Origin of the sequence: Nocardioides marinquilinus (assembly GCF_039543705.1) — a bacterium.
GTDB classification, from domain to species: Bacteria; Actinomycetota; Actinomycetes; order Propionibacteriales; family Nocardioidaceae; genus Nocardioides; species Nocardioides marinquilinus.
In genome coordinates this window covers 1,176,112-1,202,883 of sequence record NZ_BAABKG010000001.1, presented here as the reverse complement: position 1 = coordinate 1,202,883, position 26,772 = coordinate 1,176,112, and the positions used below count along the sequence as shown (strand labels likewise).

Sequence of the window (26,772 nt, the reverse complement as noted above, 5' to 3'; positions counted from 1 at the left end):
GACCGCGCGAGGACCACGCGAACGCCGCGCACGGGTGGCTCAAGTGGCGGCCGGGGGCCGCCGATGCTCCGGGTGCAGCCACCCCCCACCCCGTTCGGAGCCCCCATGCCCACCCTCGTCGGTCTCGACATCGGCACCAGCGCCGTCCGCGCCGTCGAGGTGCGCACGCACGGCAAGCGGGCCAGCCTCGTCAAGGCCGGCCGCGTGCCGCTGCCGCCCGGCGCCGTGGACGGCGGCCAGGTGCGCGAGCCGGTGGAGGTCACCAAGGCCGTGCGCCGGCTGTGGCACGAGCAGAAGTTCACCACCCGCAGCGTGCGCCTCGGCGTCGGCAGCGGGTCGGTGCTGGTGCGGCCGGTCGAGCTCGACTGGATGCCGCCGCAGGACCTGCGCAAGGCCATGCGGTTCCTGGTCGCCGACCTGCTGCCCGTGCCGGTCGACGAGGCCAACATCGACCACGTGCAGCTCGAGGACGTCGAGCGCGACGGCAAGCGGATGGTGCGGGTGCTGCTCGTCGCCACCGCCCGCGACGGCGTCGACGAGACCGTGCGCGCCGTCCGCGCCGCCGGCCTGCGCCCCACCACCGCCGACCTCTCCCCGCTCGCGCTGGTGCGCGCCGCGGCCCGCGCCCGCCGCGAGGGCCTCGGCGACGGCGCCGCCGGCGCCCCGGAGGCCGTCGTCGACGTCGGCGCCGAGAAGGTGGCGGTCGCCGTCCACACCGACGGCCTGCCGCGGTTCGTGCGCGTCATCCCCGGCCTCGGCGGCGCCGGGCTCACCCGCACCCTGGCCGAGCTGCTCGGCCCCGACGCCGACGCCGAGGAGGCCAAGCGGCACCTGCAGCTGCGCCCGGACGCCGCGGGCGCCGTGGCCGCCGGGGCCGTGCGCGGCGCGGCGCAGCGCATCGCCGACGAGGTGCGCGACACCCTGCGCTTCCACGCCGGCGCCGACCCCGAGCACGCGCCGCACCGCATCGTCCTGAGCGGCCTCGGCGGCCGCAACCCCGGCTTCGGCGACCTGCTCGCCGCCACCGTCGGCCTGCCCGTGACGCCGCTCGTGCTGCCCGAGCGCCGACGCAGCCGCCACGCCGAGACCGCCGACGACGGCGACCTCGCGGTCGGCTACGGCCTGTGCCTGGGGGCCACCGCATGAGCGCGCCCACCCTCGAGCCGCCCATCGAGCCGGCCGAGCAGCCGACCCCCGAGCCGGTGGCGGAGAAGCGTGGACGCGGCCGCGCGGGCCGCGGCCGCACCAAGCCGTCGTCCGGACGACGCCGCGCCGCCCCGCCGGCCGCCGCGTCGGTCAACCTGCTCTCGCCGTGGGTGCTCGAGGAGCTGCACGTGCGGCGGCTGCGCGCCCGCTTCGCGCTGGGTGCCGTGGCGCTGCTGCTCGTCATCGCCGGCACGCTCGTGGCCGCCCGGATGAGCCTCGCCAGCGCCGAGCAGGCCCTCGCCGACGACCAGGCCGTGGGCCGCGGGCTCTCGGCGCAGATCGGCGAGCTCGCCCCGGTGCGCACCTACGTCGCCGACGTCGGCGTCCGCAGCACGAAGGTCGTCGAGACGATGGCCGGCCAGGCCGCCACCGCGAAGATCACCGCGGCCCTCGACGAGGCCCTCCCCGAGGGCGCCCGCTACACCTCGCTCACCATCACGCTGCCGCCGCCGGAGACGCTGCTGCCGCCCGACGCGAACACGCCCGAGGCCGCCGTGTGCCCCGGCCCCGACCCGTTCGGCTCGGTCGAGCTCGTCGGCTGCGTCGAGCTGACCGGCACCGCGCGCAACCGTGCCGACGTCAGCGCGCTGGTGCAGGCGCTCGCCGAGCGCGGGCTGTTCATCGAGCCGTTCATGCGCGCCACCACCTCCGAGGAGACCCCCACCCTCACCGTCGGTGACGGCGGCGAGGACGCGGCCGCCGGGCCGGGCGGCGTCACCTTCGAGGGCTCGGTGGGCCTGACGTCGAAGGCGCTGAGCGGCCGCTACGACGGGCTCACCGCCGTCCCGCCCACCGCCGACCAGACCGAGCCGGCCGGGACGACGGGCACCACCGACGACGACGGCTCGACCGTGGAGGCCGGACAGTGAACCTGAAGAGCCCCACCGCCACCCTCATGCTCGGCGCCCTCGGCCTGGTGCTGCTGGCCGCCCTGGGCTGGGTCACCCTCATCGGCCCGGCCTTCGGCAAGATCAGCGAGACCGACCAGGCCCGCATCGAGACCCAGGACCGCAACAGCGCCATGGGCCTGCAGCTGGCCACGCTGCGGCGCCAGACCGCCGACCTGCCGCGGCTGCAGAAGCTGGCCCGCCGTCTCGACCAGGTGTTCCCGGCCACGGCCGACCAGCCGGGCTTCTTCGCCGCCGTCACCGAGGCGGCCGGTGACGCCGGCATCGCCGAGCGCGACGTCAAGGTGCTCAGCCCGAGCGTGCCCGAGGTGCTCCTCGACCCCGAGGAGGCCGCCGCGGCCGCCGAGGAGGGGGCCGACCAGCCGAAGGCCGAGGTCGGCGACCTCGCCGTGCAGACGGTGACGATCGACGTCGCCGGCACCTACGAGCAGTTCACCGCCCTGCTCGAGAACCTCGAGCAGATGCGGCGCGGCATCCTCATCACCTCCGTCGGCCTCAACGTCGAGGACGAGTCGACCTCGCTGGTCATCACCGGCAGCACCTTCGTCGCCCCGCCGCTCGACACGCCCCCCGGCACCGAGCGTGCCGCCGCGCCGGGAGGCGCGGGGTCGTGAGCGCCGGGTCGTGAGCGCCGGGCCCCCGGCGTCGGCGGGCGCCACCGGCACCGCCGCGGCGCCCGAGGTGCCGCACGCCCCCGACGGGCCGCGCGACCCGCTCACCGGCCTGCCCGGTCGCGACCACCTGCTGCACCACGGCCCGGACGTCGTCGACCGCGCGCACGCCGGCGGGGCCCGGGTCGCCGTCCTCGTGCTCGACCTCGACGGCTTCAAGACCATCAACGACTCCGCCGGCCACCATGTCGGCGACCGCGTGCTCGACGCCGTCGCCCAGCGGCTGGTCGCCGCGTCGGGACCCGACGACCAGGTGGTGCGGCTCGGCGGCGACGAGTTCGCCGTGCTCGCCGGACCGCTCGACGGCCGCGCCGACGGCGCCGCCCGCGCCCGGGCCCTCATCGAGGCCGTCGGCGACCCGCTGCGGGTCGACGACCTCGCCCTCAGCGTCGGCGTCTCGGTCGGCGTGGCCACCAGCGACGTCGACGGGGACGACGTCGACGAGCTGCTGCGCGCCGCCGACCAGGCGATGTACGCCGCCAAGTCGGCCGGCACCGGCCTGTGGCGGGCCAGCACCCCCGACGACCAGCCCGCCGACGTCGCCCGCCGGCTGACCCGCCGGCTGTCCGCCGACCTGGCCTCGGGGCGCGCGACCGACGCCCTCGTCGTCGAGCACCAGCCGCAGGTGCGGCTCGCCACCGGCGAGGTGGTCGGCTTCGAGGCCCTCGCCCGCTGGGACCACCCCGCCCTCGGCCTGCTGCCAGCCGCGCAGTTCGTGCCGCTGGCCGAGCGCTCGGGCCTCATGGGCCCGCTCACCTCCCGGCTGCTCGACCTCGCCCTCGACGACCTGCCCGGGCTGCTGGACGCCGCCCCCGGCTCGCGGCTGATGCTCAACGTGACCCGGCGCCACGTGCTCGGCCACGGCCTGGTCGACGACCTCACCGCCCGCGTTCGCCGCCGCGGGCTGGCCCCCGAGCACATCGTGCTGGGCATCACCGAGCCGGTCAGCCGCCCACCCGCCGGCACGCTCGCGACGTTCGACGAGCTCGCCCGCCGCGGGTTCGAGCTCAGCATCTGCGGCTTCGGCACCGCCCGGTCGTCGCTGACCGCGCTGTGGGCCATCCCCGCCGTGCGCGAGGTGACGATCGACCGCGGCCTGGTCGCCGGCCTCACCGGTGACGACGAGGTCGAGGTCGCGCGGGTCACCCGGCTCGTGCGGGCCGTCGTGGCCGCCGCCACCGCGCTCGACGTCCGGGTGGTCGCCGCCGGTGTCGAGGACGACGCGACGGCCGCCGTGCTGCGCGAGCTGGGCTGCGACGTCGTCCAGGGCTGGTGGGTCGCCCACCCGATGCGGCTGCCCGACGTCGCCAAGTGGTGCGCCGCCCGCTCGTCCTGACCGGGCCCCGAACCCGTCGAAGGGGCCTCATGCGAACGTCCTCGGCGGACGCCCGGTGGTCTCGAGGCTCGTCGCCAGGGCTCCTCGCACCTCGACCATCGTCAAGGGCGAGGTGCGAGACCCGGGCCGACGACGCCGGCCCGTCCACGGGCCCTGAGCCTGTCGAAGGGCGGCTCAAGTCGCGCACCGCGTCTGACGACACTCCGGGTGGCCCTCCCCCACCCCCCCACGCCGGAGCGCACCATGCCCCTCCCGATCCACCTGCTCGTGCTGCCCCTCCTGCTCGTCGCGCTGCTGGCGCTGCTGCTGACGATGGTGCGGCAGCGTCGCCGCGCCGACGGCGGGACGGCGGCCCCGTCGCAGGTCCCGACGTCGGCGGTCGCCTCGCCGTCGCCGGAGCCGGCGGCCCCGTCGTCCGCGGGTGGGAAGGGGCGCGGCCGCAAGCCCGCGGCGGGACTGCAGCTGAGCGCGGCCGAGGAGGTGCGGCTGCTGCGGATGCAGGTCGAGACCCTCACCGAGGCGCTCGCCACCGCCCGCGCGCAGCTCGCCGGCCAGGCCGTGGCCGAGCCCGCGGCCCTCGCCGCCCCTCCGGCTCCCGTGGCGCCGGTCGCCGCGGTCGCGGCGGTCGCGGGGGTCGCCGGGCCGACCGACGTCCCCACCATGACCCTCCAGCCGCTGACCGCCCCCGAGCCCGTGGAGCCCGAGGTCGTCGAGGCCGAGCTCGTCGAGCCCGAGGTGGTCGAGCCCGTCGCTCCCGAGCCCCCGGCCCTCGAGACCGTGCTCGTCGAGACCGTGGCGGTGGAGCCGGCGGTGGAGCCGGCGGTGGAGCCGGTGGTGGAACCGGTGGTGATCGAGCCGCCGGTCGTCGCGCCGGTCGTGGTGGACGCCGAGCCCCTGCTGGTCGAGCCGGTCGTCATCCCGCACCCCTCCGAGCTCGACCTCGTGCCCGAGCCCGACCCCCTGCCGCCGGCCGTCTTCGCCCCGGTCATCGAGGTCGAGCCGCTGGTGGCCCCGGCCCCGCCGGCACCGGCCGCCGTGCAGGCCACCCCGGCCCCATCGGCCCCGTCCTCGGCGGTCGCGGAGCCCGGGCCCGACCACACCGCGCACGCCTACGCCGCGCTGTCGCGCATGCTCGCCGGCGCCGGCCGCATGCGCGAGGCTGCGCTCGCCCAGTGGGCCGCCGACCTGCGCGTGCTCGCCCCGCTCGTCGGCGACCGCGCCGTCGACCTGCACGAGGCCATGACCGCCCTCGCCCCCGCCGACCCCGCCACCGCGATCAGCGGCGCACGCGCCGTCGCCTCGTCGCTGGTCGACCCCGCGCTGAGCGGCGGCATGGCGGTCACGGCGATGCTCGGCGACACCTCCCACCTCTCCGGCCACCTCGCCGGCCACCCGGGCGGGCCGCGCACGCCCTACCCCGACCCCGACGTCTCGCCCGACCTGCTGCCCGACGACGCCGTCGCCGCGCTCGAGACGGTGCTGCTCACCGCGGCGGCCGACTCCGGCGACGCCGCGCAGGTCTCGGTCGGCCTGCGCTGCGACCTCGTCGCGCACCTCGTCTCGGGCCTGGTGTCCGAGCACGGTGCGGGAGCAGACCCGACGACCACGGCGGACGCCGTCGAGGTCGTGCGCGACGTCCTGCAGCCGCACGAGCGCCGCGCCTTCGACGCCGAGCTCGAGCGGGCCCTCGACGGGACGCCGCGGTGAGCGAGACCCTCGCGGCCGCCGGCGTGCCGGGCTGGCTGGTGGTCGCCCTGGTGGCGGTGCTCGGTCTGCTCGTCGGCTCCTTCCTCAACGTCGTGGTGCACCGGGTGCCCGCGGGCCTGTCGGTGGTCAGCCCACCGTCGGCCTGCCCGGGCTGCGGGCACCAGGTGCGGGCGCGCGACAACGTGCCGGTGCTCTCGTGGCTGCTGCTGCGCGGCCGGTGCCGCGACTGCGCCGCGCCCATCTCGGCGCGCTACCCGCTGGTCGAGGCCGGCACCGGCGTCGCCTTCGGGCTCACCGCCTGGCGCGTCGACGACCCGGTCGTGCTGGCGGCCGCCCTCGTCGTGGTCGGCGCAGGCATCGCCCTGGCGCTGATCGACGTCGACCACCAGCGGCTGCCGTTCGCCATCACCCGGGTCACCACGCTGCTGGTCGTGCTCGTCGTGATCGCCGGCGCGGCCGCCGGCCTCACCGAGGTCGACTGGACGGCGGTCGGCGTCTCCGTCGGGTCGTGGACCCTCGTCTACGCCGTCCTGCACTACGGCAGCGGCGGGCGGGCCATGGGCCTCGGCGACGTCGCCCTGGCGCCGGTGCTCGGCCTCCTGCTCGGCCTGCTCGGCTGGCCCGCCGCCCTGATCGGGCTCTTCGCGGGCTTCGCGATCGGCACCGCCGTCCTCCTCCCGCTGCGGGTGGCGGGCTCGCTCGGCCGCGGGGTCGCCGTCCCGCACGGGCCGTTCATGCTCGCCGGGGCCATGCTCGGGCTGTTCGCCGGCGTCCCGCTGGCGAACACCTACCTGGCAACCCTGGGCATCTCCTGACCGCAGGCGCCGCACGACGGGCTGGTGGCGGCCGGGTCGCGTGACGGGCGGGGCTGGTGAGGCGTCACACCGATCACGCTGGTCACACGAGATGACCCGTCACCCGTCTATACCGGTCTAGAACTTCTGCCATTTGTTTACGCAATTTCTGTACGGGGGTCAGTCGTTTCCGCTTCAATGAAGTGCGGTGCTCCTCTGGCTCGTTCCCCCGGACGACCCTCGCGCCGCGTGCCCACTCCCCTACTTGCTTTCGATCTCAGCTGCGCTCGGGTGCGGAAGCGATCGGCCGAAGGAACGCTATGCACCCCTCGGTGCTGGTCGTCGGACACGACGACGACCGACTCCAGGCGACCCGCGATGCGCTCGCGTGGGGTCGGCTGACCAACCCCGTCGTGGCCTGCCGCGACGCCGACGAGGCGCGTGACTACGTGCTGGGCCGGGGCGGCTACGCCGACCGCGACCAGCACCCGCTCCCGGCCATCGTCGTCACCGACCTCCACCTGAGCCGCGGCAGCGGCCTCGACGTGCTGCGCCTGGTGCGCAGCCACCTGCAGCTGCGTCGTACGCCGGTCGTGGTGATCGCCGACGACGCCACCGACGACGAGATCTCCGCCGCGCAGCACGCCGGCGCCGCCGCCTTCCTCGCCCAACACGTCGCCCCCGACGTCCTGCTCGGGGTGATCCGGGACTCCGGGATGCCCTGGGCGGTCGGACGGGTGGAGATGGGCGCCTAGGACCCACCATGCCAGCGAATGCGACCCCCCACGCGTCGACCTCGGCGACGCTCGCACTCGGCCTGGACGAGCACGGAGCCACCCTGCCGGCCACCTCGTCCCTCGTCTCCGCGATCGCCGAGCTGCGTGCCGGAGCCGGCGAGCGCCACCACGCGCTCGTCCTCATCGCCGCCTCGGTCTCCAACGCCGCCGAGATCGCCGACGTGCACGGCGCCCACGCCCTCGAGGTCGTGACCGCCGAGGTCGCGCGGCGCACCCTGCAGCACGGACGCAGCCGGGCGCGGCTGCTGCGCGCCTCGCCCCTCGGCGGCTTCCTGGCCGCGGTGGTGGTCGAGCGCGACCTCGCCCGGGCGCGCGTCGAGGAGCTGCTCGGCGACGTCCGCCGGCTCGTGCCCGTGGCCGACGACCAGGTCTGGCCCGTGGTCACCATCGGCGCGGCCGAGTGCGCCGCCGACGACGAGATCTGGGCCGTCATCCGCGACGTGCGCAGCGCGGTGACCGCCGCCGGCCGCGAGGCCCCCGGCGCCACCCGGTGGTGCGCGGCCAGCGCCGACGCGACCGCGAGCACCGTCCCCGACGAGCTGCAGCTGGTGCGCGACCTCGCCCTCGCCCTGACCGACGACCCCGACCAGCTGCTGCTGCACTACCAGCCCGTCACCGACCTGCGCAGCGGCCGCATCGTCGGCGCCGAGGCGCTGCTGCGCTGGCGCCACCCCGAGCGCGGCCCGGTCTCGCCGATGGTCACCGTCGAGGCCGCCGAGCGCACCGGGCTGATCGTGCCGCTCGGCCGCCTCGTGCTCGACCGGGCGCTCAAGCAGGCCACCGTCTGGATGCGCACCATCGGCCGCGAGTTCCGGATGCACGTCAACGTCTCGCCGCTCGAGCTGCGCGACCCCCGCTACGTCGACCGTGTGGCCGCCGCGCTGGTCGAATCGGGCGTGCCGCCCGAGAACCTGCTGCTCGAGATCACCGAGACCGCGCTGCTCACCGACGACGAGACCCGCGACACCCTGCTGGCGCTGCGCGACCTCGGTGTCGGGCTGGGCATCGACGACTTCGGCACCGGCTACTCCTCGATCGCCCACCTGCAGCGGCTGCCGGTCGACACCGTCAAGATCGACCGCTCGCTGATCTGCGGCGTGGCCGGCGACTCCAGCGACTTCATGCTCACCCGCGCCGTGCTCGGGCTCGTGCAGACCCTCGGCGTGATGATCGTGGCCGAGGGCATCGAGCACGCCGTCGAGGCCGCGCACCTGCGCTCGATGGGCTGCATCTACGGCCAGGGCTACCACCTCGGCCGCCCCGTGCCCGCCGAGGCGTTCCTGCCCAGCGAGGGCAAGGGCACCGGCCGCTGGGCCAGCGCCTCCCCGGCCTAGTCGACCGGCCCCGGCTGCCCGGGCTGCCCGGGCTCCCCGGCGTCCGCGTCGCCGCGCTCGAGCCAGCCACGGAACGCCTCGAGGTTGTGGGTGGGCTCGCCGCGCAGCCGGCGCCAGTCCCACTCGCGGCGGATCGAGGTGGCGAAGCCCAGCTCGAGCAGGGTGTTGAACGACTCGTCGGCGGTGGTCAGCACGGCGCCGAGCAGCCGGTCGAGCTCGTCGGCGGTGACGGCGGCGAGCGGCAGCCGGCCGTCGAGGTAGACGTCGCCGAGCCGGTCGATCGCGAACGCGACGCCGTAGGTGCGCAGGTTGCGCTGCAGCAACCAGCGGTAGACGGCCTCGTGGGCCTCGTCGGGCGCGCGGCACACGAAGGCGTGCACGGCCAGCGCGTGGACGCCGACGTCGAGGCGCACGGGCGTCTGCAGCTTGCGCTCCCCCGGCAGCGCGAAGGAGAAGACGCCGACCGGCTGCTCGGTGTGCTCGAGGCCGGCGTCGACGAGGTAGTCCCGCACGACGGTGACCTGCTCGGGCGGCTCGGCGGCGAGGTCGGGGGTCACCCCACCGACTCTCGCATGCGCTCCCTCGCCCGTCGGTAGACCCCGAGCGTCGCCTCGGCGGTGGCGTCCCACGAGAAGTCGCACGCCTGCTCGCGGGCGCCGCGACCGAGCCGCTCCCGCAGCCCCGGGTCGCCGGCGACGCGGGCGAGCGCGGTGGCCCAGTCGGCGGGGTCGTGGCCCGCCACGAGCAGGCCGCCGACGCCGTCGCGCACCACGGTCGTCAGCCCGCCGACCGCCGCGGCCACGACCGGCGTCCCGCAGGCCTGCGCCTCGACGGCCACCAGGCCGAACGACTCGTTGTGCGAGGGGACGGCGACCGCGGTGGCCGCGCGGTACCAGCGGGCGAGGTCGCGCTGGGCCACGGGAGGCACGAAGCGGACGACGTCGGCCACACCGAGCTCGGCGCACAGCGCGGCCAGCGCCTCGGGGCGGTCGAGGCCCGAGCCCGACGGCCCGCCGACGACCGGGACGACGAGCCGCGAGCGCAGCCCGGGGTCGCGCTCGAGCATCACCGCCACCGCGCGCACCAGCACGTCGGGCGCCTTCAGCGGCTGGATGCGGCCGGCGAACAGCAGCACCACGGCGTCGGCGGGCAGGCCGAGCGCGGCGCGCTCGGCGGCCAGGTCGGCGGGGCCGCGGGGCGAGAAGACGTCGAGGTCGACGCCGGGGTGCACCACCTCGACGCGGACGGGGTCGGCGCCGTAGAGGTCGACCAGCTGGCGGGCCTCGACGTCGGTGTTGGCGATGAGCACGTCGGCGGCCTCGACCACCTGCTCCTCGCCGATCTCGCGCGCCGCCGGCTCGGGGGTGTCACCCGCCGCGAGCGCGTCGTTCTTGACCTTCGCCATCGTGTGCATGCTGTGCACCAGCGGCACGCCCCACCGGTCGCGGGCCAGCGCGCCCACCTGGCCCGAGAGCCAGTAGTGCGAGTGGACGGCGTCGTAGTGGCCGACTGGCAGCGCCGCCTCGGTGCGCAGCACCTCCCGGGCGAAGACGCACAGCTGCCCGGGCAGCTCGTGCTTGGTGAGGCCCTCGAAGGGTCCGGCGTGGATGTGACGCACGGCGACGCCGTCCACGAGCGGGACGACGGGCTCGAGGCTCGAGCTGGTGGCGCGCGTGAAGACGTCGACCTCGACGCCGCGGGCCGCGAGGCGCTTGGCCAGCTCGACGACGTAGACGTTCATGCCGCCCGCGTCGCCGGTGCCGGGCTGGTCGAGCGGCGAGGTGTGCAGGCTGATCATCGCCAGCCGTCGCACGCCCACGCTCGAGTCAACCACGACCTAGGACCGGTGATTCCCCGGGCGCCGCACCGGCGTCCGCATGACGGCCACCGCGACGGCCAGCGTCGCGAGGCCGCCGACGACCGCCTCGACCTCGCGGTCGGGGCCGAGCTCGCGCCCGGTCTCGAGCACCGCCCAGGCCAGGCCGAGCGCGCCGGCGGCGCACACCAGCGAGAGCCACGGGGCCCGCCCGAGACGGGAGGCCGCGAGGGCGACGGCGAGGCCCACCAGGCCCAGGCCCGTCCACGAGAGCCAGTCGGCGACGACGAAGAGGTGGACGACGAGCAGGACGCCGCCGACGAGGGCGGACGTCGTCGTCAGCGCACGCACCCAGGCCCCCCTCCCGGCGTCCGGCGTCCACAGCCGGCCCCCGAAACCGGGGGTCAGTGTGCCAGCCCCGATGATGGGCGGCATGACCAGCACGACCAACGACACGACCGCCGGCCCGGGCCGCCCGAGCCGCACCGCCGTCGTCACCGGGGCCAGCAGCGGCATCGGCGAGGCCACCGCCCGCCGGCTGGCCGCCGAGGGCTTCCACGTCTTCTGCGCCGCGCGCCGCACCGACCGGGTGCAGGCCCTCGCCGACGAGATCGGCGGCACGGCGGTCACCTGCGACGTCACCGACGCGGCGTCGGTGGCGGGGCTGGCCGAGGCGGTGGGGCCGCGGCTCGACGTCCTGGTCAACAACGCCGGCGGCGCGTTCGGGTCGAGCCCGGTCGCCGAGGCCGACGCCGACGAGTGGCGCCGCATGTTCGACGTCAACGTGGTCGGGCTGATGCAGGTGACCCGCGCGCTGCTGCCGGCGCTGCTGGCCGCCGACGACGGCGCCGGCATCATCTGCAACGTCGGCTCGACCGCGGGGCGCATCGCCTACGAGGGCGGCGCCGGCTACACCGCCGCCAAGCACGGCACCCAGGTGGTCACCGAGACGCTGCGGCTCGAGCTGTGGGACCAGCCGGTGCGGGTCTGCGAGGTCGCGCCGGGCATGGTGCGCACCGACGAGTTCGCGCTGGTGCGCTTCGACGGCGACGCCGAGAAGGCGGCCAAGGTCTACGCGGGCGTGGCCGAGCCGCTGGTGGCCGACGACGTCGCCGACGCGATCGCCTGGATGGTCACGCGGCCGCGGCACGTCAACGTCGACGAGCTCGTCATCCGGCCCCGGGCCCAGGCGGCGCAGCACAAGGTGCACCGGGTCACGTCGTCCGACTGACCCCGACGGCTAGGGTGCGGGCCGTGCAGACGATCGGGCTGGTCGGCGGGATGAGCTGGGAGTCGAGCGCGGGCTACTACGCCGCGCTCAACCGCGGGGTCGAGCAGCGCGTCGGCGGGCTCGCCTCGGCGCGCACCGTCATGGTCTCGGTCGACTTCGCCGAGGTGACCGCGCTGCAGCAGGCCGAGCGGTGGGACGACGTCGCCACGCTACTCGTCGACGCCGCGCGCCGGGTCGAGGCCGCCGGCGCCGACCTGCTGGTGCTGTGCACCACCACGTTCCACCGCGTCGCCGACCAGGTGCGCGAGGCCGTCTCGATCCCGCTGCTCGACCTCGCCGACGTCGTCGCCGACGCCTGCCGGGCCCGCGGGGTGACGCAGGTCGGGTTCGTCGGCACCCGCTTCGCCATGACCCGCCGGTTCTTCGTCGACCGCCTCACCAGCGCCGGCCTGACGGTGCTGGTGCCCGACGAGCGCCACCACGAGGCGATCGACCGCGTCATCTACGACGAGCTGGTGCACGGCCGCGTGCTCGACGACTCCCGCCGCCTCGTCGTCGAGGTCGCCGACGAGCTGTGGGACGCCGGCGCCGGCGGCCTGGTGCTCGGCTGCACCGAGCTCGAGCTGCTGGTGCACCAGCACGACGTCGAGCTGCCCCTCTTCCCCGCCACCGCCCTCCACGTCGAGGCCGCCCTCGCCGCCGCCGGCGTCCCCGCCTGACGCCCCCCGGACGTCGTCCGCGGACGTTCGGGTCGACGTCCGGTGGTCGAGCAGGCCGAGCGCCTGCGCGAGAGGTCAACGCCGACCCGACCCCACGGACCCTGAGCCTGTCGAAGGGCACCCCGAGGCGAACGTCCGCGAGCACGGCCAGAGGTCTCGAGGCTCGTCGCCGGGGCTCCTCGCACCTCGACCACCGTGCAGAGCCCCGACGGTGGTCGAGGTGCGAGGCCGGCCACGGCCGAGCCTCGAGACCGCGCAGGGATCACGCGAACCCAGCCCACGGACCCTGAGCCTGTCGAAGGGGCACCCCCACTCGAACGTCCCCGGGCACGGCCAGAGGTCTCGAGGCTCGTCGCCGGGGCTCCTCGCACCTCGACCACCGTGAAGGGCCCTGACGGTGGTCGAGGTGCGAGGCCGGCCACGGCCGAGCCTCGAGACCCCGCAGGGATCACGCAAACCCAGCCCACGGACCCTGAGCCTGTCGAAGGGCACCCCCACGCGGACGTTCGCGTGGAGGGCCGGTGGTTTCGACGACGCTCGTTCCTCGCTGCTCAACCACCGGAGACCCCGGCGTGCAGGGCCCTGACGGTGGTCGAGGTGCGAGGCCGGCCACGGCCGAGCCTCGAGACCCCGCGGGGATCACGCGAACCCGGCTACAGGTGCTCGAGCGAGTCCCGGAGGCTGTCGGCGAGGTAGTCGCCGAGCTGGGCGAGGTCGGGGGCGGGGCCGTCGGCGTCCACGTCGGCGTGGAAGGTGACGTGGTGCCGCCGCCCGGGGCCTCGGCGAGGGTGATGGTGTCGACGAAGTGCAGCAGCCGCGACCGACCGTGCAGCTGCAGCCGCTCGTGCTCGACGAACTCGGTCACGACGTAGTCGAACTCGGTGCGCTCGCCGTGCACGGTGGCGACGTTGCGGTAGGTCGTGCCGACCCCGCCGTCACCGCTGGTGCGCTCGGTGAGCAGCGTGGGCGGGTCCCACTCCTCGGTGGTGGTGAAGTCGGCCAGGAAGCGCCACACCTTCTCGCGAGGTGTGGCGACCGTGATGACGCGCTCGACGCACCCCACGATCCCTCCAGCCACCGACTCCACGACCCCGCTGCCCCACCGTGCAACGGGGTCGCCCGCCGGGCAACGCCCCGAGGGGTGGCGGCCCAATCAGGCCGCTCCGACCACCGTCGCGGCGCCCGCGTCGGCGTCGGTCTCGAGCGCCACGCGGACGACGTCGCGCACGTCGCCGACCAGGTGCACCGTGACCGCGTCGAGGACGTCGGCCGGCACGTCGTCGAGGTCGGGCTCGTTGCGCTGCGGCACGAAGACCTCGGTCAGCCCGGCCCGCTGGGCGGCGAGCAGCTTCTGCTTCAGGCCGCCGATCGGCAGCACCCGGCCGTTGAGCGTCACCTCGCCGGTCATGCCGACCACCGAGCGCACCGGGCGACCGGTGGCCAGCGACGTCAGCGCCGTGACCATCGTGATGCCGGCCGACGGACCGTCCTTCGGCACCGCGCCCGCGGGCACGTGCAGGTGGATCGAGCGGTCGAGGGCGGCCGGGTCGACGCCCAGCTCGGCGGCGTGCGAGCGCACGTAGGTGAGCGCGATGCGCGCCGACTCCTTCATGACGTCACCCAGCTGGCCGGTGATGGTCAGCTCGGCGGGCCCGTCGTGCGCCGTGGCCTCCACGAACAGGACGTCGCCCCCGAGGCCGGTGACGGCGAGGCCGGTCGCGACGCCGGGCACCGACGTCCGCTCGGCCGTCTCGGGCGTGAACCGCGGCCGGCCGACGAGCTCGCGCAGGTCGGCGACGTCGATGTCGACGCGGTCGACCGTGCCCCCGGCCAACCGGGTCGCGGCCCGGCGCAGCGCCTTGGCCAGCAGCCGCTCGAGCTGGCGGACGCCGGCCTCGCGGGTGTGGTCGGCCGCGAGCTCGCGCAGCGCCTCGTCGGTGATGCTGACCTCGTCGGGGGTCAGGGCGGCCCGCTCCAGCTGGCGCGGCAGCAGGAAGTCGCGGGCGATGGCGACCTTGTCGTCCTCGGTGTAGCCGTCGAGGGTCACCAGCTCCATGCGGTCGAGCAGCGCGCTCGGGATCTGTTCGACGACGTTGGCGGTGGCCACGAACAGCACGTCGGACAGGTCGAGGTCGAGCTCGAGGTAGTGGTCGCGGAAGGTGTGGTTCTGCGCCGGGTCGAGCACCTCGAGCAGCGCCGCGGCCGGGTCGCCGCGGTAGTCGGCGCCGACCTTGTCGACCTCGTCGAGCAGCACGACCGGGTTCATCGAGCCGGCCTCCTTGATCGCCCGCACGATGCGGCCGGGCAGGGCGCCGACGTAGGTGCGCCGGTGGCCGCGGATCTCGGCCTCGTCGCGCACGCCACCCAGGGCGACCCGCACGAACTCGCGCCCCAGCGAACGGGCGACGGACTCACCGAGCGAGGTCTTGCCGACGCCCGGAGGGCCCGCCAGCAGGACGACGGCGCCGGAGCCCCGCCCGCCCACGACCTGCAGGCCGCGCTCGGCGCGCCGGGCGCGCACGGCGAGGAACTCCACGATGCGGTCCTTGACCTCGTCGAGGCCGTGGTGGTCGGCGTCGAGCACCGCCCGGGCGGCGAGCACGTCGGTGGAGTCGTCGGTCGTCACGCCCCACGGCAGGTCGAGCACCGTGTCGAGCCAGGTGCGGATCCACCCGGCCTCGGGGTTCTGCTCGCTGCTGCGCTCGAGCTTGTCGACCTCGCGCAGCGCGGCCTCGCGGACGGCGTCCGGCAGGCCCTCGTGGGCCTCGACACGGGCGCGGTAGTCGTCGGTGCCGTCGGGCTCGCCCTCGCCGAGCTCCTTGCGGATGGCGGCGAGCTGCTGGCGCAGCAGGTAGTCGCGCTGCTGCTTCTCCATGCCCTCGCGGACGTCGTCGCCGATCTTGTCGGTCAGCTCGACCTCGGCGAGGTGCTCGCGGGTCCACTCGAGCAGCAGCTCGAGGCGCGCCTCGACGTCGGGGGTCTCGAGCAGCTCGCGCTTGCGCTCGTCGCTGAGGTACGGCGCGTAGCCGGCGGTGTCGGCCAGCGCGCCGGGGTCGGTGAGCCGGTGCACGGTGTCGATGACCTGCCACGCCTCGCGGCGCTGCAGGACGGCGACCACGAGCCGGCGGTACTCCTCGGCCAGCTCGACGGCGTGGTCGGTGGGCTCGGCGTCGGCGACGGGGTCGACGTCGACCCACAGGGCGGCGCCGGGGCCGCTGACGCCGCTGCCGATGCGGGCACGGCGCTCGGCGCGCAGGACGGCGGCGGGACCGCCGGCGGCGAGACGGCCGACCCGCTCGACGGTGGCCACGACGCCGTAGGAGGCGTAGCGGTCGCCGAGGCGCGGGGCGACCAGGAGGGTGTCGTCGCTGCTCGCGCGGGCGGCGTCGACGGCGGCCTGGGCGGCGTCGTCCAGGGCGATCGGCACGACCATGCCCGGCAGCACGACGACGTCGGCGACGAACAGGACGGGGAGGGATCGGGTCATGCACGCGCAACCACGGCGAACACCGGGGGCTTCCGGTGTTCGCCGTGGGCGGACGGGGGTCAGGATGCGGTCAGGACGCGGCGGGGCCGACCCACGGCGTCCAGGTGTGCTTAGCGCCGAGGTGGTCGGTGCGCGGCGTCTTGTAGACCTTGTAGGGGTCGTGGACGCCGTCGTTCTGCGCCGTCACCGCGACGCGCACGGCGTCGGTGGTGAAGAAGCAGCCCTCGCGCTTCTCGACGGTGTACTCGAAGAACCGCAGGTGACCGGTGGCATCCGGGCGCAGCGACGTCGTCGCCACGCAACGGCCGTCGGGCGAGTGGTCCCACTTCTTCGTCGAGGCCGGCTTCCAGTTCTCGGCCTCGCCGAACTCGTAGTCGCCGTAGAAGTTCATGTCGTGGACGTACTCGGGGCCCTTGCGCGTGCTGTCGGTGTCGACGTAGGTCTGGATCCAGCCGAGCGGGTAGGCGCCGGCCTCCTTCACGCCCGGGAGGACCACGCGGACCGTGAGCCGGTCGGCGGTGTGGGTGACCTTGACGCGCTGGATGTCGAGCGCGCCCGGCTTCACCTCGCCCTTCTTGTCGGGCTGGACGAGCACGCCGCGGGCGTCGTCCGGGGCGGCGACCGGCTGCGTGGCGCTGCCCGGCCCGGCGATCGTGGTGAGGACGGCCGCGGTGCCGGCCAGGGCGGTGATCGTTCGCTTCAGGTTCGTGTTCATGGCAGGAGCGTGCGCCGTCCGGCTTGCAGCCCTCTTGCCGTTCGCTTGGCCGTCTGGTCCGTGGGCGGCAAGGACCGGGGAGCGTGGTGCGCACCGGGTGCTCCTGCGGCTCCCCGATCACGCCGCGGCCCGGCAGGTCTGGCACGCACGCGGGCGTCCGCGCCACCCCCGCCGCTGCATCACCACGGCCAGCCGGTGCGCCGTCGCGCACGCCCGCTCGACGCACTGACCCCACGACAGCCGCACGGTGAGGACGTCGTCCACGGCGACCGAGTCGAGGTCACGGTCGAGGTCGGCGTCACGGGCGGCGACGGACCCGTGGTGCAAGCGCCCGTCGAGCTCGACGCAGAGGGCGAGGCCGGCGATCAGGACGTCGCGGTAGCGGGTGTCGCCCGCGTGACGGTGGCTGACCTGCCGCTCCCCCACCGGCAACCCGTGCGCCCGCACGACCCGATCGAGGTAGGCCTGCTCGAGCACCGAGCAGGTGCCGGTCGCCACGTCGTCGAGGACGCCGGTCAGCAGCGTCCGTCGGGCGAGCCGGCTGCGTGCCCCGACCGCGACGGCGCTCGGGACCCTCGGCCCACCGCAGCGCCGAGCCGTGGCTCAGGGCCGCCGGGGCGGCGTGCAGGACGGCGGCCCACACGCGCTGCTCCCAGCTCGGCGCTCCGGTGTGGGCCAGGAAGGTTCGCGGGAGCAGCCGCGTCAGCAGGCGACGGCGCAGCAACCGATCGAGGTCGGACCGGGTCAACCCCGCGTCGCGCGCCTATCCCCACGAGACGACCCCGGCCTGGTCGACGAGGGTCGGAGCGAGGCGGTCGAGCAGGCGTTCGGCGTCCATGCAACGCGTCGTGCTCGCCCCGGGGACCGCCCGCGCCCGCCGCCTCCGCGCCTGTGGACAGGAGCGGGGAGGCACATGCGCACCAGGTGCACCTACGACTCCCCACTGGTCGGCGATCGACCACGCACGGACCTGGCGAGCGTTCGCGCGGACGTCCGCACTGACGGTCAGGCCCTTCGACAAGCTCAGGGTCCGTGCGGTCGGTCGGCCACGAAGGGCCGGCCCACGATGGTCGAGGTGCGAGGCCGGCCACGGCCGAGCCTCGAGACCGCGCACCGCCCACGCGGACGTCCGCACTGACGGTCAGGCCCTTCGACAAGCTCAGGGTTCGTGTGGTCGGGCCGCCCACGATGGTCGAGGTGCGAGGCCGGCCACGGCCGAGCCTCGAGACCTCGCACCGCCCACGCGAACGCCCGCACTGACGGCCAGGCCCTTCGACAAGCTCAGGGTCCGTGTGGCCGAGGTGCGGGCTCAGGGTCCGTGGCGTCGGGTCGCCGTCGGAGGGCCGGCTCCTCGCACCTCGACCGACGTCAGAGGACCGGTCAGGGGCGGCCGGTGACGGGCTCGTCCCAGACGGCGGGGTCGGGGCCGTTCGGGACGATGCCGGAGGGGTTGATGTCGGCGTGGACGACGTAGTAGTGCTTCTTGATCTGGTCGAAGTCGATCGTCTCGCCGAAGCCGGGGGTCTGGTAGAGGTCGCGGGCGTAGCCCCACAGGTTCGGCAGCTCGGTCAGCTTCTGCCGGTTGCACTTGAAGTGGCCGTGGTAGACGGCGTCGAACCGGGCGAGCGTGGTGAACAGCCGGACGTCGGACTCGGTGAGCCGGTCGCCCATCAGGTAGCGACGGGTGGCGAGGCGCTCCTCGAGCCAGTCCATCGCCGTCCACAGGCGCTCGTAGGCGGCGTCGTAGGCCTCCTGCGAGCCGGCGAAACCGCACCGGTAGACGCCGTTGTTGACCTCGGTGAAGACCCGCTTGTTGACCTCGTCCATCTCCTCGCGGAGGTCGGCCGGCCACAGGTCGGGGGCGCCGTCGCGGTGGAACTCGCCCCACTCGTGGCACAGGTCGTGGGTGATCCACGGGAAGTCGTTGGTGACCAGCAGGCCGGTCGACTCCTCGACCATCGCCGGCACCGTGATGCCCTTGGAGTAGTCGAGGAAGCGCCGCAGGTAGGCCTCCTGCAGCCGCTCCATGCCGAGCACCGGGTCGCGGCCGTCGGGGTCGAGGTCGAAGGTCCACGACCGCTCGTCGTGGGTGGGGCCGGGCAGGCCGAGCGAGATGACGTCCTCCAGGCCCAGCAGGTTGCGCACGATGATGGCGCGGTTGGCCCACGGGCACGCCTTGGCCGCCACCAGCCGGTAGCGCCCGGGCTCGACCGGCCACAGCTCGCCGTTCACCGGCCCGTGCTCCGGACGCCGGGGCGAGCCGTCGACGACCTTCGTGATGCGGTCGGGCACGTAGTCCATGTCGCGCTCGAACGCCTTGCCCTGCTCGACGTACTTGCCTCCGGTCATGACCCCAGGCTAGGGGGACGCCGTCCACCCTTGCGGGCCGCTCACCCCAGCGTGAAGCCGGGGACGTCGTCGAGGCGCCAGTCGCCGTCGACCTGGCGCAGGCTGACGGTCTCGCGCACGTTGCGGGCGCCGTCGCTGCAGCCGTTGACGTCGTAGGCGACGCGGGCGCTGGCGTCGTCGACCTGGTTGCCCGAGACCACCTCGAGCTCGCAGCCCTCGAGCGCGACGGTGCCGAAGTAGAGGATGCCGGTCTGGCTGTCGCAGGTGCCGACGTCGACCGAGGCGGACGCGGCGGCGTCGGGGCTGAGCAGGCCGAGCGCGGCGCAGTCGCCGGCGACGACACCGTCGAAGTAGTCGGTGAGCACCGCGAGCGCCGCCGGGTCGACCTCGGCGGCCGGCGCGGGGGTCTCGTCGGTGGGGTCGTCGTCGGGGTCACCACCGTCGTCGCCGCCGAGCAGCAGGACGGCGGCCACGCCACCGCCGACGAGCAGCAGCACGAGCGCGAGGACGCCGGCGACCAGCGGCCCCCGGCGCCGCTTCCCGCCGGGACCGGACGGCTGCTGCTGGTAGGGCTGCTGGTGGGGCTGCTGCCACGCCGGCTGCTGGAAGGGCTGCGGCTGCTGCCAGGGGGGCTGCTGCTGCGGGGGCGGGGACGACGGCCGCACCGTCGGCTCGGCGAGGCCCGGCTGCTGCGGGGGCAGCCGGGTGGGCGCCTGGTCGGGCGGGGGCGCGCCGTCCTGCACGTGCTCGGTCCACTGCTGGCCGTCCCACCAGCGACGGTGTCCGTGCTGGTCGGGGTACCAGCCCGGCGGGATCTGTGACACGACGCCTGCCCTCAGCCGTCGCTCAGAACGACTCGACGCGCCACTCGTCGTTCTCCTTCACCACGGTCACCGTGCCGTCGTCCTCGTTGCCGTCCGCGTCGTCGCAGCCGGAGATCTCGTAGTCGTAGGTGACCCGCTCGTCCTCCTCGACCACGTCCTCGTTGGTGAACTCGATGTCACAGCCCTCGGTGGTGTCGTCGAAGGCGGTGGCCTTGTCGTCCTCGCACTGCTTCTCGTACTCGTCGATCGTCTTCTCACGCTCGCCCTCGGTGGTGCCGAGGTAGCTGTTGCTGAAGTGCTCGACGAAGCTGCAGTCCTCGTCCTGGATGCCGCTGAAGACGTCCTCGGCCGCGCCCTTCGCACCGCCCCCGCCGAGCAGCACGACCAGCAGCACGACGACGATCACGACCGCCACGGCCCCGCCGCCGAGCAGCGCGAACAGCTTGCCCCGGCCCCCACCGGACGACGACCCGCCGCCGTAGGGCTGCTGCTGCCACGAGGGCGCGCCCGGCGCCCCCTGCTGGTAGCCGGGCTGCTGGTACCCGGGCTGCCCCGGCTGCTGGTAGCCCGCCTGCTGATAGCCGGGCTGCCCCGGCTGCTGGTAGCCCGCCTGCTGGTAGCCGGGCTGCCCCGGCTGCTGGTAGCCCGGCTGCTGGTAGCCCGGCTGACCCGGCGGCGTCTGGTGCCCGCCCCGCGGCGCGACCATCGTGACGTCGGCGGACGGCGGCTGCTGGTCGCCCGACGGCCGGTCGTCCGACCCGGACGACGGCTGCCCGCCCGGCGCGCCCGGCCCGCCCACGCGGGTCGGCTCGGTGTGCGGGTCGGCCCCGCCGTCACCGGCCGGGCCCGGCTGGGTGTGCTCGGTCCACCGCGTGCCGTCCCACCAGCGCTGCGTGCCCTGGCCGTCGTCGTACCAGCCGGCAGGGGTCTGGCTCATCGTGCGCTCCTGGGATCTGCGGGACCGAGAGGGGCGCCCGCATCATGTCACGCAGCGGAGTCGTCAGGAGCCGTCAGGAGCGGTCAGGAGCGGTCAGGAGGACGGCGGCGACACGACGAGCCCGGCCACGAAGTCGAGCTTGTCGAGCACCGGCGCGGGGATGACGAACGGGTAGAGGTCGTCCTTGCCCATGCTGCGGTTGATCTGGTTCAGCGCGATCGACAGCGGCACCCACGTGCCCACGACCACGTCGCGGAACGGCGTCGTCACCACCGGCGCGGCGGCGTCGCCCTCGACCAGGCCGTGCTCGCGCGCGGTCTCGACGGTGTCGACGACGTGCAGCAGGTGCGCCCAGGTCTCGGCGAAGTCCTCGAACGGGTGCATCGTGGCGTAGGTGGAGATGTGGTGCTCGGCCCAGTCGGACGGCGGCCCGTCGGCGTAGTGCCGGTCGATGGCGGCCTGGTAGTCGGCCCGCTCGTCGCCGAACAGCGCACGGCACCGCTCGGCGGTCGGGCCCTCGGTGCCGACCAGCCGCCACTGGACGAAGTGCCCCACCTCGTGGCGCACGTGGCCGAGCATCGTGCGGTAGGGCTCGCCCAGCTGCGCGCGCACCCGCTCGCGGTGGGCGTCGTCGCTCTCGGCGAGGTCGATGGTGATCAGGCCGTCGGCATGGCCGATGACCACGTTCTCGTCGACGCTGGAGAGCAGGTCGAACTGCAGGCCGGAGACGTCGACCCCGAGGCCGTCGAGCTCGACGAGCAGGTGACGCTTGGCGCGCTCGGCCTCGACCAGCTGCGCCAGGCCGACGGCGTCGTCGTCCGCCGGCCGGGTGCGCGTCAGGACGCAGCAGGAGCAGAGGGCGCCGGGCGCCTCGGCCAGCCAGGTGCAGGCGGCGAGGTCGTGGTTCGCGCAGGGGTGCCAGGTGCGACCGTCGGCGTCGACGTAGCGGCCGGCGTCGTCGACCGGGACGATCGCGCGCTCCTCACGCGAGAACCCCAGTGCGCTCCCGCAGGAGACGCACCGGGAGTTCTCGGCGTAGAGCGGGTGCTCGCAGACGCGGCAGCGGTAGACCCGCACGGTGTCGGTCGCCGTCCGGTCAGGAGGTGGGGGTGTCAGCCCCGGGCGCACCGGTCATGTCGGAGGTGCCGCTGATCTTCCACTGGCCGTCCTCGTTCGTGAGCTCGATGTCGCCGCCCGGGAACTCCTGGGTCTGACCGGTGGTCGGGTCCTCGAAGGAGAACGAGACCGGCACGGTGGCCTTGTCGCCGTCGATCTCGGGCTCGCCGGTGACCAGGTCGATGGAGCCGAGGTCGCCCAGGCCCTGCAGGTCCTCCTCGTTGCAGCCGCCCTCGCTGGCCAGGTAGTCGGAGGTCACCAGGCTCTCGGCCGTGGCGCAGTCGCCCGCCAGCACGGCGTCGAAGAACTGCTCGACCGTCGCGGCCGGGTCGCCGGCCGGGGCGGCGTCGGGCTCGGCGGGCTCGGCCGGCTCGTCGCCGCCCTGGCTCTGCTCGGTGCCCGGCTCGTCGGAACCGGTGTTGTCGTCGGCCTGGCTCGACTCGTCGCTGTTGCTGTCGTCGTCGCCGGTGAGGAAGCCGGGGGCGACGAAGCCGGTGATGACGAAGGCGATGATCGCGACGGCCGCGATGCCGATGCCCACGAACAGGCCGGTCTTCTTCTTGCCGCCGCCGGACGACGAGCCGTAGCCCGGCTGGCCGTAGCCGGCCTGGCCGTACTGGCCCTGACCGGGCTGGCCGTACTGCTGGCCCGACTGACCTGGCTGACCTGGCTGGCCGTACTGACCGCTCTGCTGGCCGTACTGGCCCTGACCTGACTGACCCGGCTGGCCGTACTGGCCGCTCTGGGCGGGCTGGCCGTACTGGCCGCCCTGCTGGCCGGGCTGGCCGTACTGGCCCTGGCCCGACTGGCCCGACTGGCCGGGCTGCTGGCCGCCGCCGAACTGGGTGGGCGGCTGGCCGCTCGACTGGCCGCCGGACGACGCGCCACCGGGGCCCTGGCCGGGGGCGGCCCACTGGGACCCGTCCCACCAGCGCTGGCCGCCCTGGCCGTCGGGGTACCAGCCGGGCGGGGTGGTGTTGCTCATCGTGTCGTCTCCCTCGGTCGCGTCGCCGGTGTGGCGCATCTGGCTGGGCTAAGGATGCCCCCAACCGCGGGGGTCCCAACCATCCGGGCGGCTGAGCGGTCGGGGCGGGGGTCTACCCGGCCGTGCCGGCCAGGGTCCGGAGTGCCTCGCGCAGCGGCTCGCGCACGTCGTCCACCCCGGAGCGGGCCGGCTCGGCACCCACGTAGCCGACGAGGTTGCCGGCGAACAGGACGCCGCGGCCGTCGTCCACGCGCCGCTGCTCGAAGACCCGCGCGGTGCGGGCGTCGTCGGCGCCGGCGAACGCGGCGGCCGTGCCCGGCCCGTCGAAGACGAGGACGACGTAGGGCTGGTCGGCGGTGGCGTCGCCGACCACCGTGAGCAGGCCCGCCACCGACCCGGCGTCGAGCGCGAGGCCGTCGAGACCGTCGGCGGCGCGGGCGACGTCGGCGCCGCTCACCCCGCTGTCGCCGAGCACGTTGGCGACGGTGGTGCCGTCGGCCGCGGCCGGGGCGTCGGTGGAGACGGTCTCGACGCCGGCCGCCTCGAACCCGGTGGTGTCGACGTAGGCCTGGCTGCCGTCGTCGGGCGGTCCGGGGTCCTCGCCGCAGCCGGCCAGCACGGCGCCGCCCAGCAGCACGGCCGCCGCGGCGGCCCCGACGCGGCGGCGGAGGATCACGCCCTCATCATGCCGGGCGCGCCCCGACGCCCCCTCCCCGGACCGATCGCAAAGAAGTGTTTGCAAATGACTCTTTGCAGTTCTACGGTGAGGTCATGACCGAGTCAGGCCCCACCATCACCCCCACGCCGCACCAGCTGCGGGCGCTCACGCACCCGGTGCGCCTGCGCATGCTCGGCCTGCTGCGCGTCGACGGCCCGGCCACGGCCACCTCGCTCGCCACCCGACTCGGGCTCAACAGCGGCGCGACGTCGTACCACCTGCGCCAGCTCGCCCAGCACGGCTTCGTGGTCGACGACGCGGAGCGCGGCAACGGCCGCGAGCGGTGGTGGCGCGCCGCCCACACCTCCACCCGCACCGACACCGGCCTCGGCGAGAGCGACGAGGAGGTCGCCGACACCCTCGACGCCTACCTGCAGACCGTGGTGACGATCTACACCGAGTGGATGCAGCGTGCCATCGAGGAGCGGCCGCTGCTGCCGCAGGCCTGGCGCGACGCCAGCACCTTCAGCGACTGGGGGCCACGACTCTCGCCCGCCTCGGCACAGGCGCTGCTCGACCGCATCGACGAGGTCATCCGCGACTTCCCCGACGACGACGCCGAGGACGCCGAGAAGTACGTGCTCATGGTCAGCGGGTTCGTGCGCCCCGGACGGGTCGGCGTCGAGGGCGAGGACGCGTCGTGAGGCGCCCGCTCTACGGCTGGCTGGTCGCCGACGCCATCTCGCTCACCGGCACGCGCATCTCGATGCTGGCGGTGCCGCTGTTCGTGCTCGAGCAGACCGGCAGCGCGACCCGCACCGGGCTGGTCGCGCTGGCCGAGATGCTGCCGCTGGTGCTGAGCAAGGTGCTCGGCGGGCCCGTCATCGACCGGGTCGGGCCGCGCCGCGTGGCGATCACCTGCGACCTCGGCTCGCTGCTCGTGGTGGCCGCCGTCCCGCTGCTGTTCGACCTCGGCCTGCTCTCCTTCGTCGGCCTGCTCGCCCTGGTCGCGGTGGCCGGCGCGCTGCGCGGTCCGGGTGACGCCGCCAAGCACGCCATGATCCCGGCGCTGGTCGACCAGGCCGGCGTGCCGATGGAGCGGGCCACTGGCCTCGCCGGCACGGTCGAGCGGACGGCGTCCATGCTCGGCGCCGGGCTCGGCGGCCTGCTCGTGGCCGCCCTCGGCGCGCAGAACGCGCTGCTGCTCGACGCCGCCAGCTTCGGCCTCTCGGCCGCCGTGCTGGCGTGGGCGACGGTCGGTCTGCGCCGGACGACGCCGCACCCCGTCCCCGGTGCGGACGCCGGGCCCGACCCGCTGCCCTACCTCGCCCAGCTGCGCGAGGGCTGGGACTTCCTGCGCCGCGACCGGGTGCTGCTCGGCATCGCGGTGATGGTCTCGATCACCAACCTGCTCGACGCGGCGTGGTCGACGGTGCTGATGCCGGTGTGGTCGGTCGACTCCGGTGAGGGCGCGAAGGTGCTCGGCCTGCTGTTCGCGACCTTCAGCGGCGCCTCGGCGCTCGGCTCGATCTGCGCGGCCACGTGGGCCTCGCGGCTGCCGCGCTTCAAGGTCTACCTGGTCGGGTTCCTGCTCGCCGGGCTGCCGCGGTTCCTGGTCTTCGCCCTCGACTCCCCCGTGCCGGCGATCATCGCCGTCTTCGTCGTCGGCGGGTTCGCGTGCGGCTTCATCAACCCGGTGCTCGGCGCGGTGATCTTCGAGCGCATCCCCGAGCCGCTGGTCGGGCGGGTCAGCTCGCTGAGCTCGGCCATGTGCTGGTCGCTGATGCCGCTCGGCGGCCTGCTGGGCGGTGTGCTCATCGACGCCGTCGGCCTGACCACCACGCTGTTCCTCGTGGGCCTGGCCTACTTCGCCGCGACGATGCTGCCGGCCGTCGACCCGCACTGGCGCGAGCTCGACCGGCGTCCGACCCCGGAACAGCCCGCAGCTCAGGACGGGATGACGCCGTCCACCGACAGGGTGGGCACCTCGGCGACCACCGTCTCGGGGTAGATCAGCCCGGTGCCGGTGTTGAGGACGACGACCTCCTCGTCGCCGCGCAGCCAGCCGCTCTCGCGCAGCTGCCCGACGGCGGCCACGCAGGCGGCGCCCTCGGGGCAGATCCAGGTGCCCTCGTCGCGGGCGAGCGCGGCCTCGGCCTCCAGCAGGTCGGCGTCGCTCACGGCGATCGCGGTGCCGCCGGTGGAGCGGACGGCGTCGAGCACCAGGAAGTCGCCCAGCGCCTTCGGCACCGTGATGCCGAAGGCCACCGTGCGCGGCTGCGCCGGAGCCGTGCTCTCGTCGAGGCCGGCGTGGAAGGCGTCGACGATCGGCGCGCACCCCTCGGCCTGCACGGCCACCAGCCGGGGAAGGTCGCCGCTGACCCAGCCGAGCTCGCGCAGCTCGAGCAGCGCCTTGTGGATGGCGATGATCCCGACCCCGCCGCCGGTCGGGTAGAGGATCACGCCGGGCATGCGCCAGCCCAGCTGCTCGGCGATCTCGAGGCCCATCGTCTTCTTGCCCTCGATGCGGTAGGGCTCCTTGAGGGTCGAGGTCTCCTGCCAGCCGGCCCCGAGCCCGCCGCGGGCGGTGACGGCGGCGTTGACCAGCCGGCCGGCGTCGCCGATGAGGCCGTCGACGAGGTAGAGCTCGGCGCCGGTGACCACGCACTCGCGGCGGGTGATCTCGGGGGCGTCGACGGGCATCGCGACCAGGGAGCGCAGGCCGGCGCGGGCAGCGTAGGCCGACCACGCGGCGCCGGCGTTGCCGTTGGTGGGCATGGCGATGCCGGTGACGCCGAGCTCGGCGGCGCGCGAGACGCCGACGGCGGCGCCGCGGGCCTTGAACGCGCCGGTGGGCACGAGGCCCTCGTCCTTCATCAGCAGCCGGGGGACGCCGAGCCGCGCGCCCGCCCGGGGCAGCGGCAGCAGCGGCGTCATCCCCTCCCCCAGCGTGACGACGCGCGCGGGGTCCCGCACCGGCAGCAGCTCGTGGTAGCGCCAGAGGTCTGGCGGGCGGGTCGCGACGTCGGCCGGGGTGACGGCCGCGGCCACCGCGTCCAGGTCGTAGCGGGCCAGCAGCGGCGCGCCGACGCGCGACGTGCCCTGGACGACGTCCGCGTCGTGGCGCTCGCCGGTGCGCGAGCACTCGAGGTGGCTGAGGTGCGAGAAGGGGCCGCTCATGG

The 26,772-nt window shown here is 75.0% G+C and carries 26 protein-coding genes; 12 read left to right on the top strand and 14 right to left on the bottom strand.

Annotation, left to right across the window (positions count from 1 at the left end; translation table 11 throughout):
* Window positions 1-105 precede the first annotated feature (105 nt).
* From pilM to ABEA04_RS05745, 8 genes are all read left to right on the top strand, one after another.
* Window positions 106-1,146, top strand: a complete 1,041-nt coding sequence (gene pilM / locus ABEA04_RS05780) for a type IV pilus assembly protein PilM (protein ID WP_345455443.1) — start codon at window positions 106-108, stop codon at window positions 1,144-1,146.
* Window positions 1,143-2,075, top strand: coding sequence for a PilN domain-containing protein (locus tag ABEA04_RS05775; RefSeq protein ID WP_345455441.1), 933 nt, complete (start codon window positions 1,143-1,145; stop codon window positions 2,073-2,075). The genes pilM and ABEA04_RS05775 overlap by 4 nt, the downstream gene beginning before the upstream one ends.
* Window positions 2,072-2,728, top strand: coding sequence for a hypothetical protein (locus tag ABEA04_RS05770; protein WP_345455439.1), 657 nt, complete (start codon window positions 2,072-2,074; stop codon window positions 2,726-2,728). Before ABEA04_RS05775 ends, ABEA04_RS05770 begins: the two co-directional genes overlap by 4 nt.
* 10 nt (window positions 2,729-2,738) lie before the next feature.
* Window positions 2,739-4,121 carry a putative bifunctional diguanylate cyclase/phosphodiesterase gene (locus ABEA04_RS05765; RefSeq protein ID WP_345455437.1) on the top strand — a complete coding sequence of 461 codons (1,383 nt, stop codon included), beginning with the start codon at window positions 2,739-2,741 and terminating at the stop codon, window positions 4,119-4,121.
* A 243-nt stretch (window positions 4,122-4,364) separates the two neighbouring features.
* Entirely contained in the window at window positions 4,365-5,828 is a 1,464-nt protein-coding gene (locus tag ABEA04_RS05760) for a hypothetical protein (protein WP_345455435.1), read from the top strand.
* Window positions 5,825-6,643, top strand: coding sequence for a prepilin peptidase (locus ABEA04_RS05755; RefSeq protein ID WP_345455433.1), 819 nt, complete (start codon window positions 5,825-5,827; stop codon window positions 6,641-6,643). The genes ABEA04_RS05760 and ABEA04_RS05755 overlap by 4 nt, the downstream gene beginning before the upstream one ends.
* A gap of 311 nt (window positions 6,644-6,954) precedes the next feature.
* The gene (locus ABEA04_RS05750; RefSeq protein ID WP_345455431.1) at window positions 6,955-7,377 is read left to right on the top strand and encodes a response regulator; all 423 of its coding nucleotides are present in this window, start codon (window positions 6,955-6,957) and stop codon (window positions 7,375-7,377) included.
* A gap of 8 nt (window positions 7,378-7,385) precedes the next feature.
* Window positions 7,386-8,753 (top strand): putative bifunctional diguanylate cyclase/phosphodiesterase, encoded by a 1,368-nt coding sequence (locus ABEA04_RS05745; RefSeq protein ID WP_345455429.1) that lies wholly within the window; start codon window positions 7,386-7,388, stop codon window positions 8,751-8,753.
* On the opposite strand, the gene ABEA04_RS05740 is transcribed toward ABEA04_RS05745, so the two are convergent.
* Genes ABEA04_RS05740 through ABEA04_RS05730 form a run of 3 tightly spaced genes read right to left on the bottom strand, consistent with a single transcriptional unit; the run spans window position 8,750 to window position 10,920 of the window.
* Window positions 8,750-9,310, bottom strand: a complete 561-nt coding sequence (locus ABEA04_RS05740; RefSeq protein ID WP_345455427.1) for a type III secretion system chaperone family protein — start codon at window positions 9,308-9,310, stop codon at window positions 8,750-8,752. The two genes, ABEA04_RS05745 and ABEA04_RS05740, sit on opposite strands and share 4 nt — an antisense overlap.
* Complete coding sequence (gene mshA / locus ABEA04_RS05735) at window positions 9,307-10,572, bottom strand: D-inositol-3-phosphate glycosyltransferase (protein WP_425576983.1); 1,266 nt, start codon at window positions 10,570-10,572, stop codon at window positions 9,307-9,309. The genes ABEA04_RS05740 and mshA overlap by 4 nt, the downstream gene beginning before the upstream one ends.
* 18 nt (window positions 10,573-10,590) lie before the next feature.
* Window positions 10,591-10,920 (bottom strand): hypothetical protein, encoded by a 330-nt coding sequence (locus tag ABEA04_RS05730; RefSeq protein WP_345455425.1) that lies wholly within the window; start codon window positions 10,918-10,920, stop codon window positions 10,591-10,593.
* Between the two features lie 82 nt (window positions 10,921-11,002).
* Here ABEA04_RS05730 and ABEA04_RS05725 point away from each other — a divergent pair, with 82 nt between their 5' ends.
* Both ABEA04_RS05725 and ABEA04_RS05720 read left to right on the top strand, forming a co-directional pair.
* Window positions 11,003-11,800, top strand: a complete 798-nt coding sequence (locus ABEA04_RS05725; RefSeq protein ID WP_345455423.1) for an SDR family NAD(P)-dependent oxidoreductase — start codon at window positions 11,003-11,005, stop codon at window positions 11,798-11,800.
* Between the two features lie 23 nt (window positions 11,801-11,823).
* Window positions 11,824-12,519 (top strand): aspartate/glutamate racemase family protein, encoded by a 696-nt coding sequence (locus ABEA04_RS05720; protein WP_345455421.1) that lies wholly within the window; start codon window positions 11,824-11,826, stop codon window positions 12,517-12,519.
* Between the two features lie 448 nt (window positions 12,520-12,967).
* On the opposite strand, the gene ABEA04_RS23000 is transcribed toward ABEA04_RS05720, so the two are convergent.
* The 10 genes from ABEA04_RS23000 to ABEA04_RS05675 form a co-directional block, all read right to left on the bottom strand.
* Complete coding sequence (locus ABEA04_RS23000; RefSeq protein ID WP_425576987.1) at window positions 12,968-13,582, bottom strand: SRPBCC family protein; 615 nt, start codon at window positions 13,580-13,582, stop codon at window positions 12,968-12,970.
* Window positions 13,583-13,672: 90 nt separating this feature from the next.
* Window positions 13,673-16,006 (bottom strand): endopeptidase La, encoded by a 2,334-nt coding sequence (gene lon, locus ABEA04_RS05715; RefSeq protein ID WP_345455419.1) that lies wholly within the window; start codon window positions 16,004-16,006, stop codon window positions 13,673-13,675.
* Window positions 16,007-16,076: 70 nt separating this feature from the next.
* Window positions 16,077-16,721, bottom strand: a complete 645-nt coding sequence (locus ABEA04_RS05710) for a hypothetical protein (RefSeq protein WP_345455417.1) — start codon at window positions 16,719-16,721, stop codon at window positions 16,077-16,079.
* 117 nt (window positions 16,722-16,838) lie between these two features.
* A complete protein-coding gene (locus ABEA04_RS05705; protein ID WP_345455415.1) occupies window positions 16,839-17,219 on the bottom strand; it encodes a hypothetical protein in 381 nt (126 codons plus the stop codon).
* An 882-nt stretch (window positions 17,220-18,101) separates the two neighbouring features.
* Window positions 18,102-19,070: a glutathione S-transferase family protein gene (locus ABEA04_RS05700; protein ID WP_345455413.1), complete on the bottom strand. Its 969-nt coding sequence runs from the start codon at window positions 19,068-19,070 to the stop codon at window positions 18,102-18,104.
* Between the two features lie 41 nt (window positions 19,071-19,111).
* Window positions 19,112-19,894: a DUF2510 domain-containing protein gene (locus ABEA04_RS05695; RefSeq protein ID WP_345455411.1), complete on the bottom strand. Its 783-nt coding sequence runs from the start codon at window positions 19,892-19,894 to the stop codon at window positions 19,112-19,114.
* 22 nt (window positions 19,895-19,916) lie between these two features.
* A complete protein-coding gene (locus tag ABEA04_RS05690; protein ID WP_345455409.1) occupies window positions 19,917-20,831 on the bottom strand; it encodes a DUF2510 domain-containing protein in 915 nt (304 codons plus the stop codon).
* A gap of 93 nt (window positions 20,832-20,924) precedes the next feature.
* Entirely contained in the window at window positions 20,925-21,908 is a 984-nt protein-coding gene (locus ABEA04_RS05685; RefSeq protein WP_345455407.1) for a zinc-binding metallopeptidase family protein, read from the bottom strand.
* A 19-nt stretch (window positions 21,909-21,927) separates the two neighbouring features.
* Window positions 21,928-22,971: a DUF2510 domain-containing protein gene (locus tag ABEA04_RS05680; RefSeq protein WP_345455406.1), complete on the bottom strand. Its 1,044-nt coding sequence runs from the start codon at window positions 22,969-22,971 to the stop codon at window positions 21,928-21,930.
* Window positions 22,972-23,044: 73 nt separating this feature from the next.
* Window positions 23,045-23,608: a hypothetical protein gene (locus ABEA04_RS05675; RefSeq protein ID WP_345455404.1), complete on the bottom strand. Its 564-nt coding sequence runs from the start codon at window positions 23,606-23,608 to the stop codon at window positions 23,045-23,047.
* Between the two features lie 95 nt (window positions 23,609-23,703).
* Here ABEA04_RS05675 and ABEA04_RS05670 point away from each other — a divergent pair, with 95 nt between their 5' ends.
* Window positions 23,704-24,294, top strand: coding sequence for an ArsR/SmtB family transcription factor (locus tag ABEA04_RS05670; RefSeq protein WP_345455402.1), 591 nt, complete (start codon window positions 23,704-23,706; stop codon window positions 24,292-24,294).
* A complete protein-coding gene (locus ABEA04_RS05665; protein WP_345455400.1) occupies window positions 24,291-25,601 on the top strand; it encodes an MFS transporter in 1,311 nt (436 codons plus the stop codon). Before ABEA04_RS05670 ends, ABEA04_RS05665 begins: the two co-directional genes overlap by 4 nt.
* Here ABEA04_RS05665 and ABEA04_RS05660 read toward each other — a convergent pair.
* Window positions 25,538-26,770, bottom strand: coding sequence for a threonine synthase (locus tag ABEA04_RS05660; protein ID WP_345455398.1), 1,233 nt, complete (start codon window positions 26,768-26,770; stop codon window positions 25,538-25,540). The genes ABEA04_RS05665 and ABEA04_RS05660 overlap by 64 nt on opposite strands.
* Window positions 26,771-26,772: the final 2 nt, after the last annotated feature.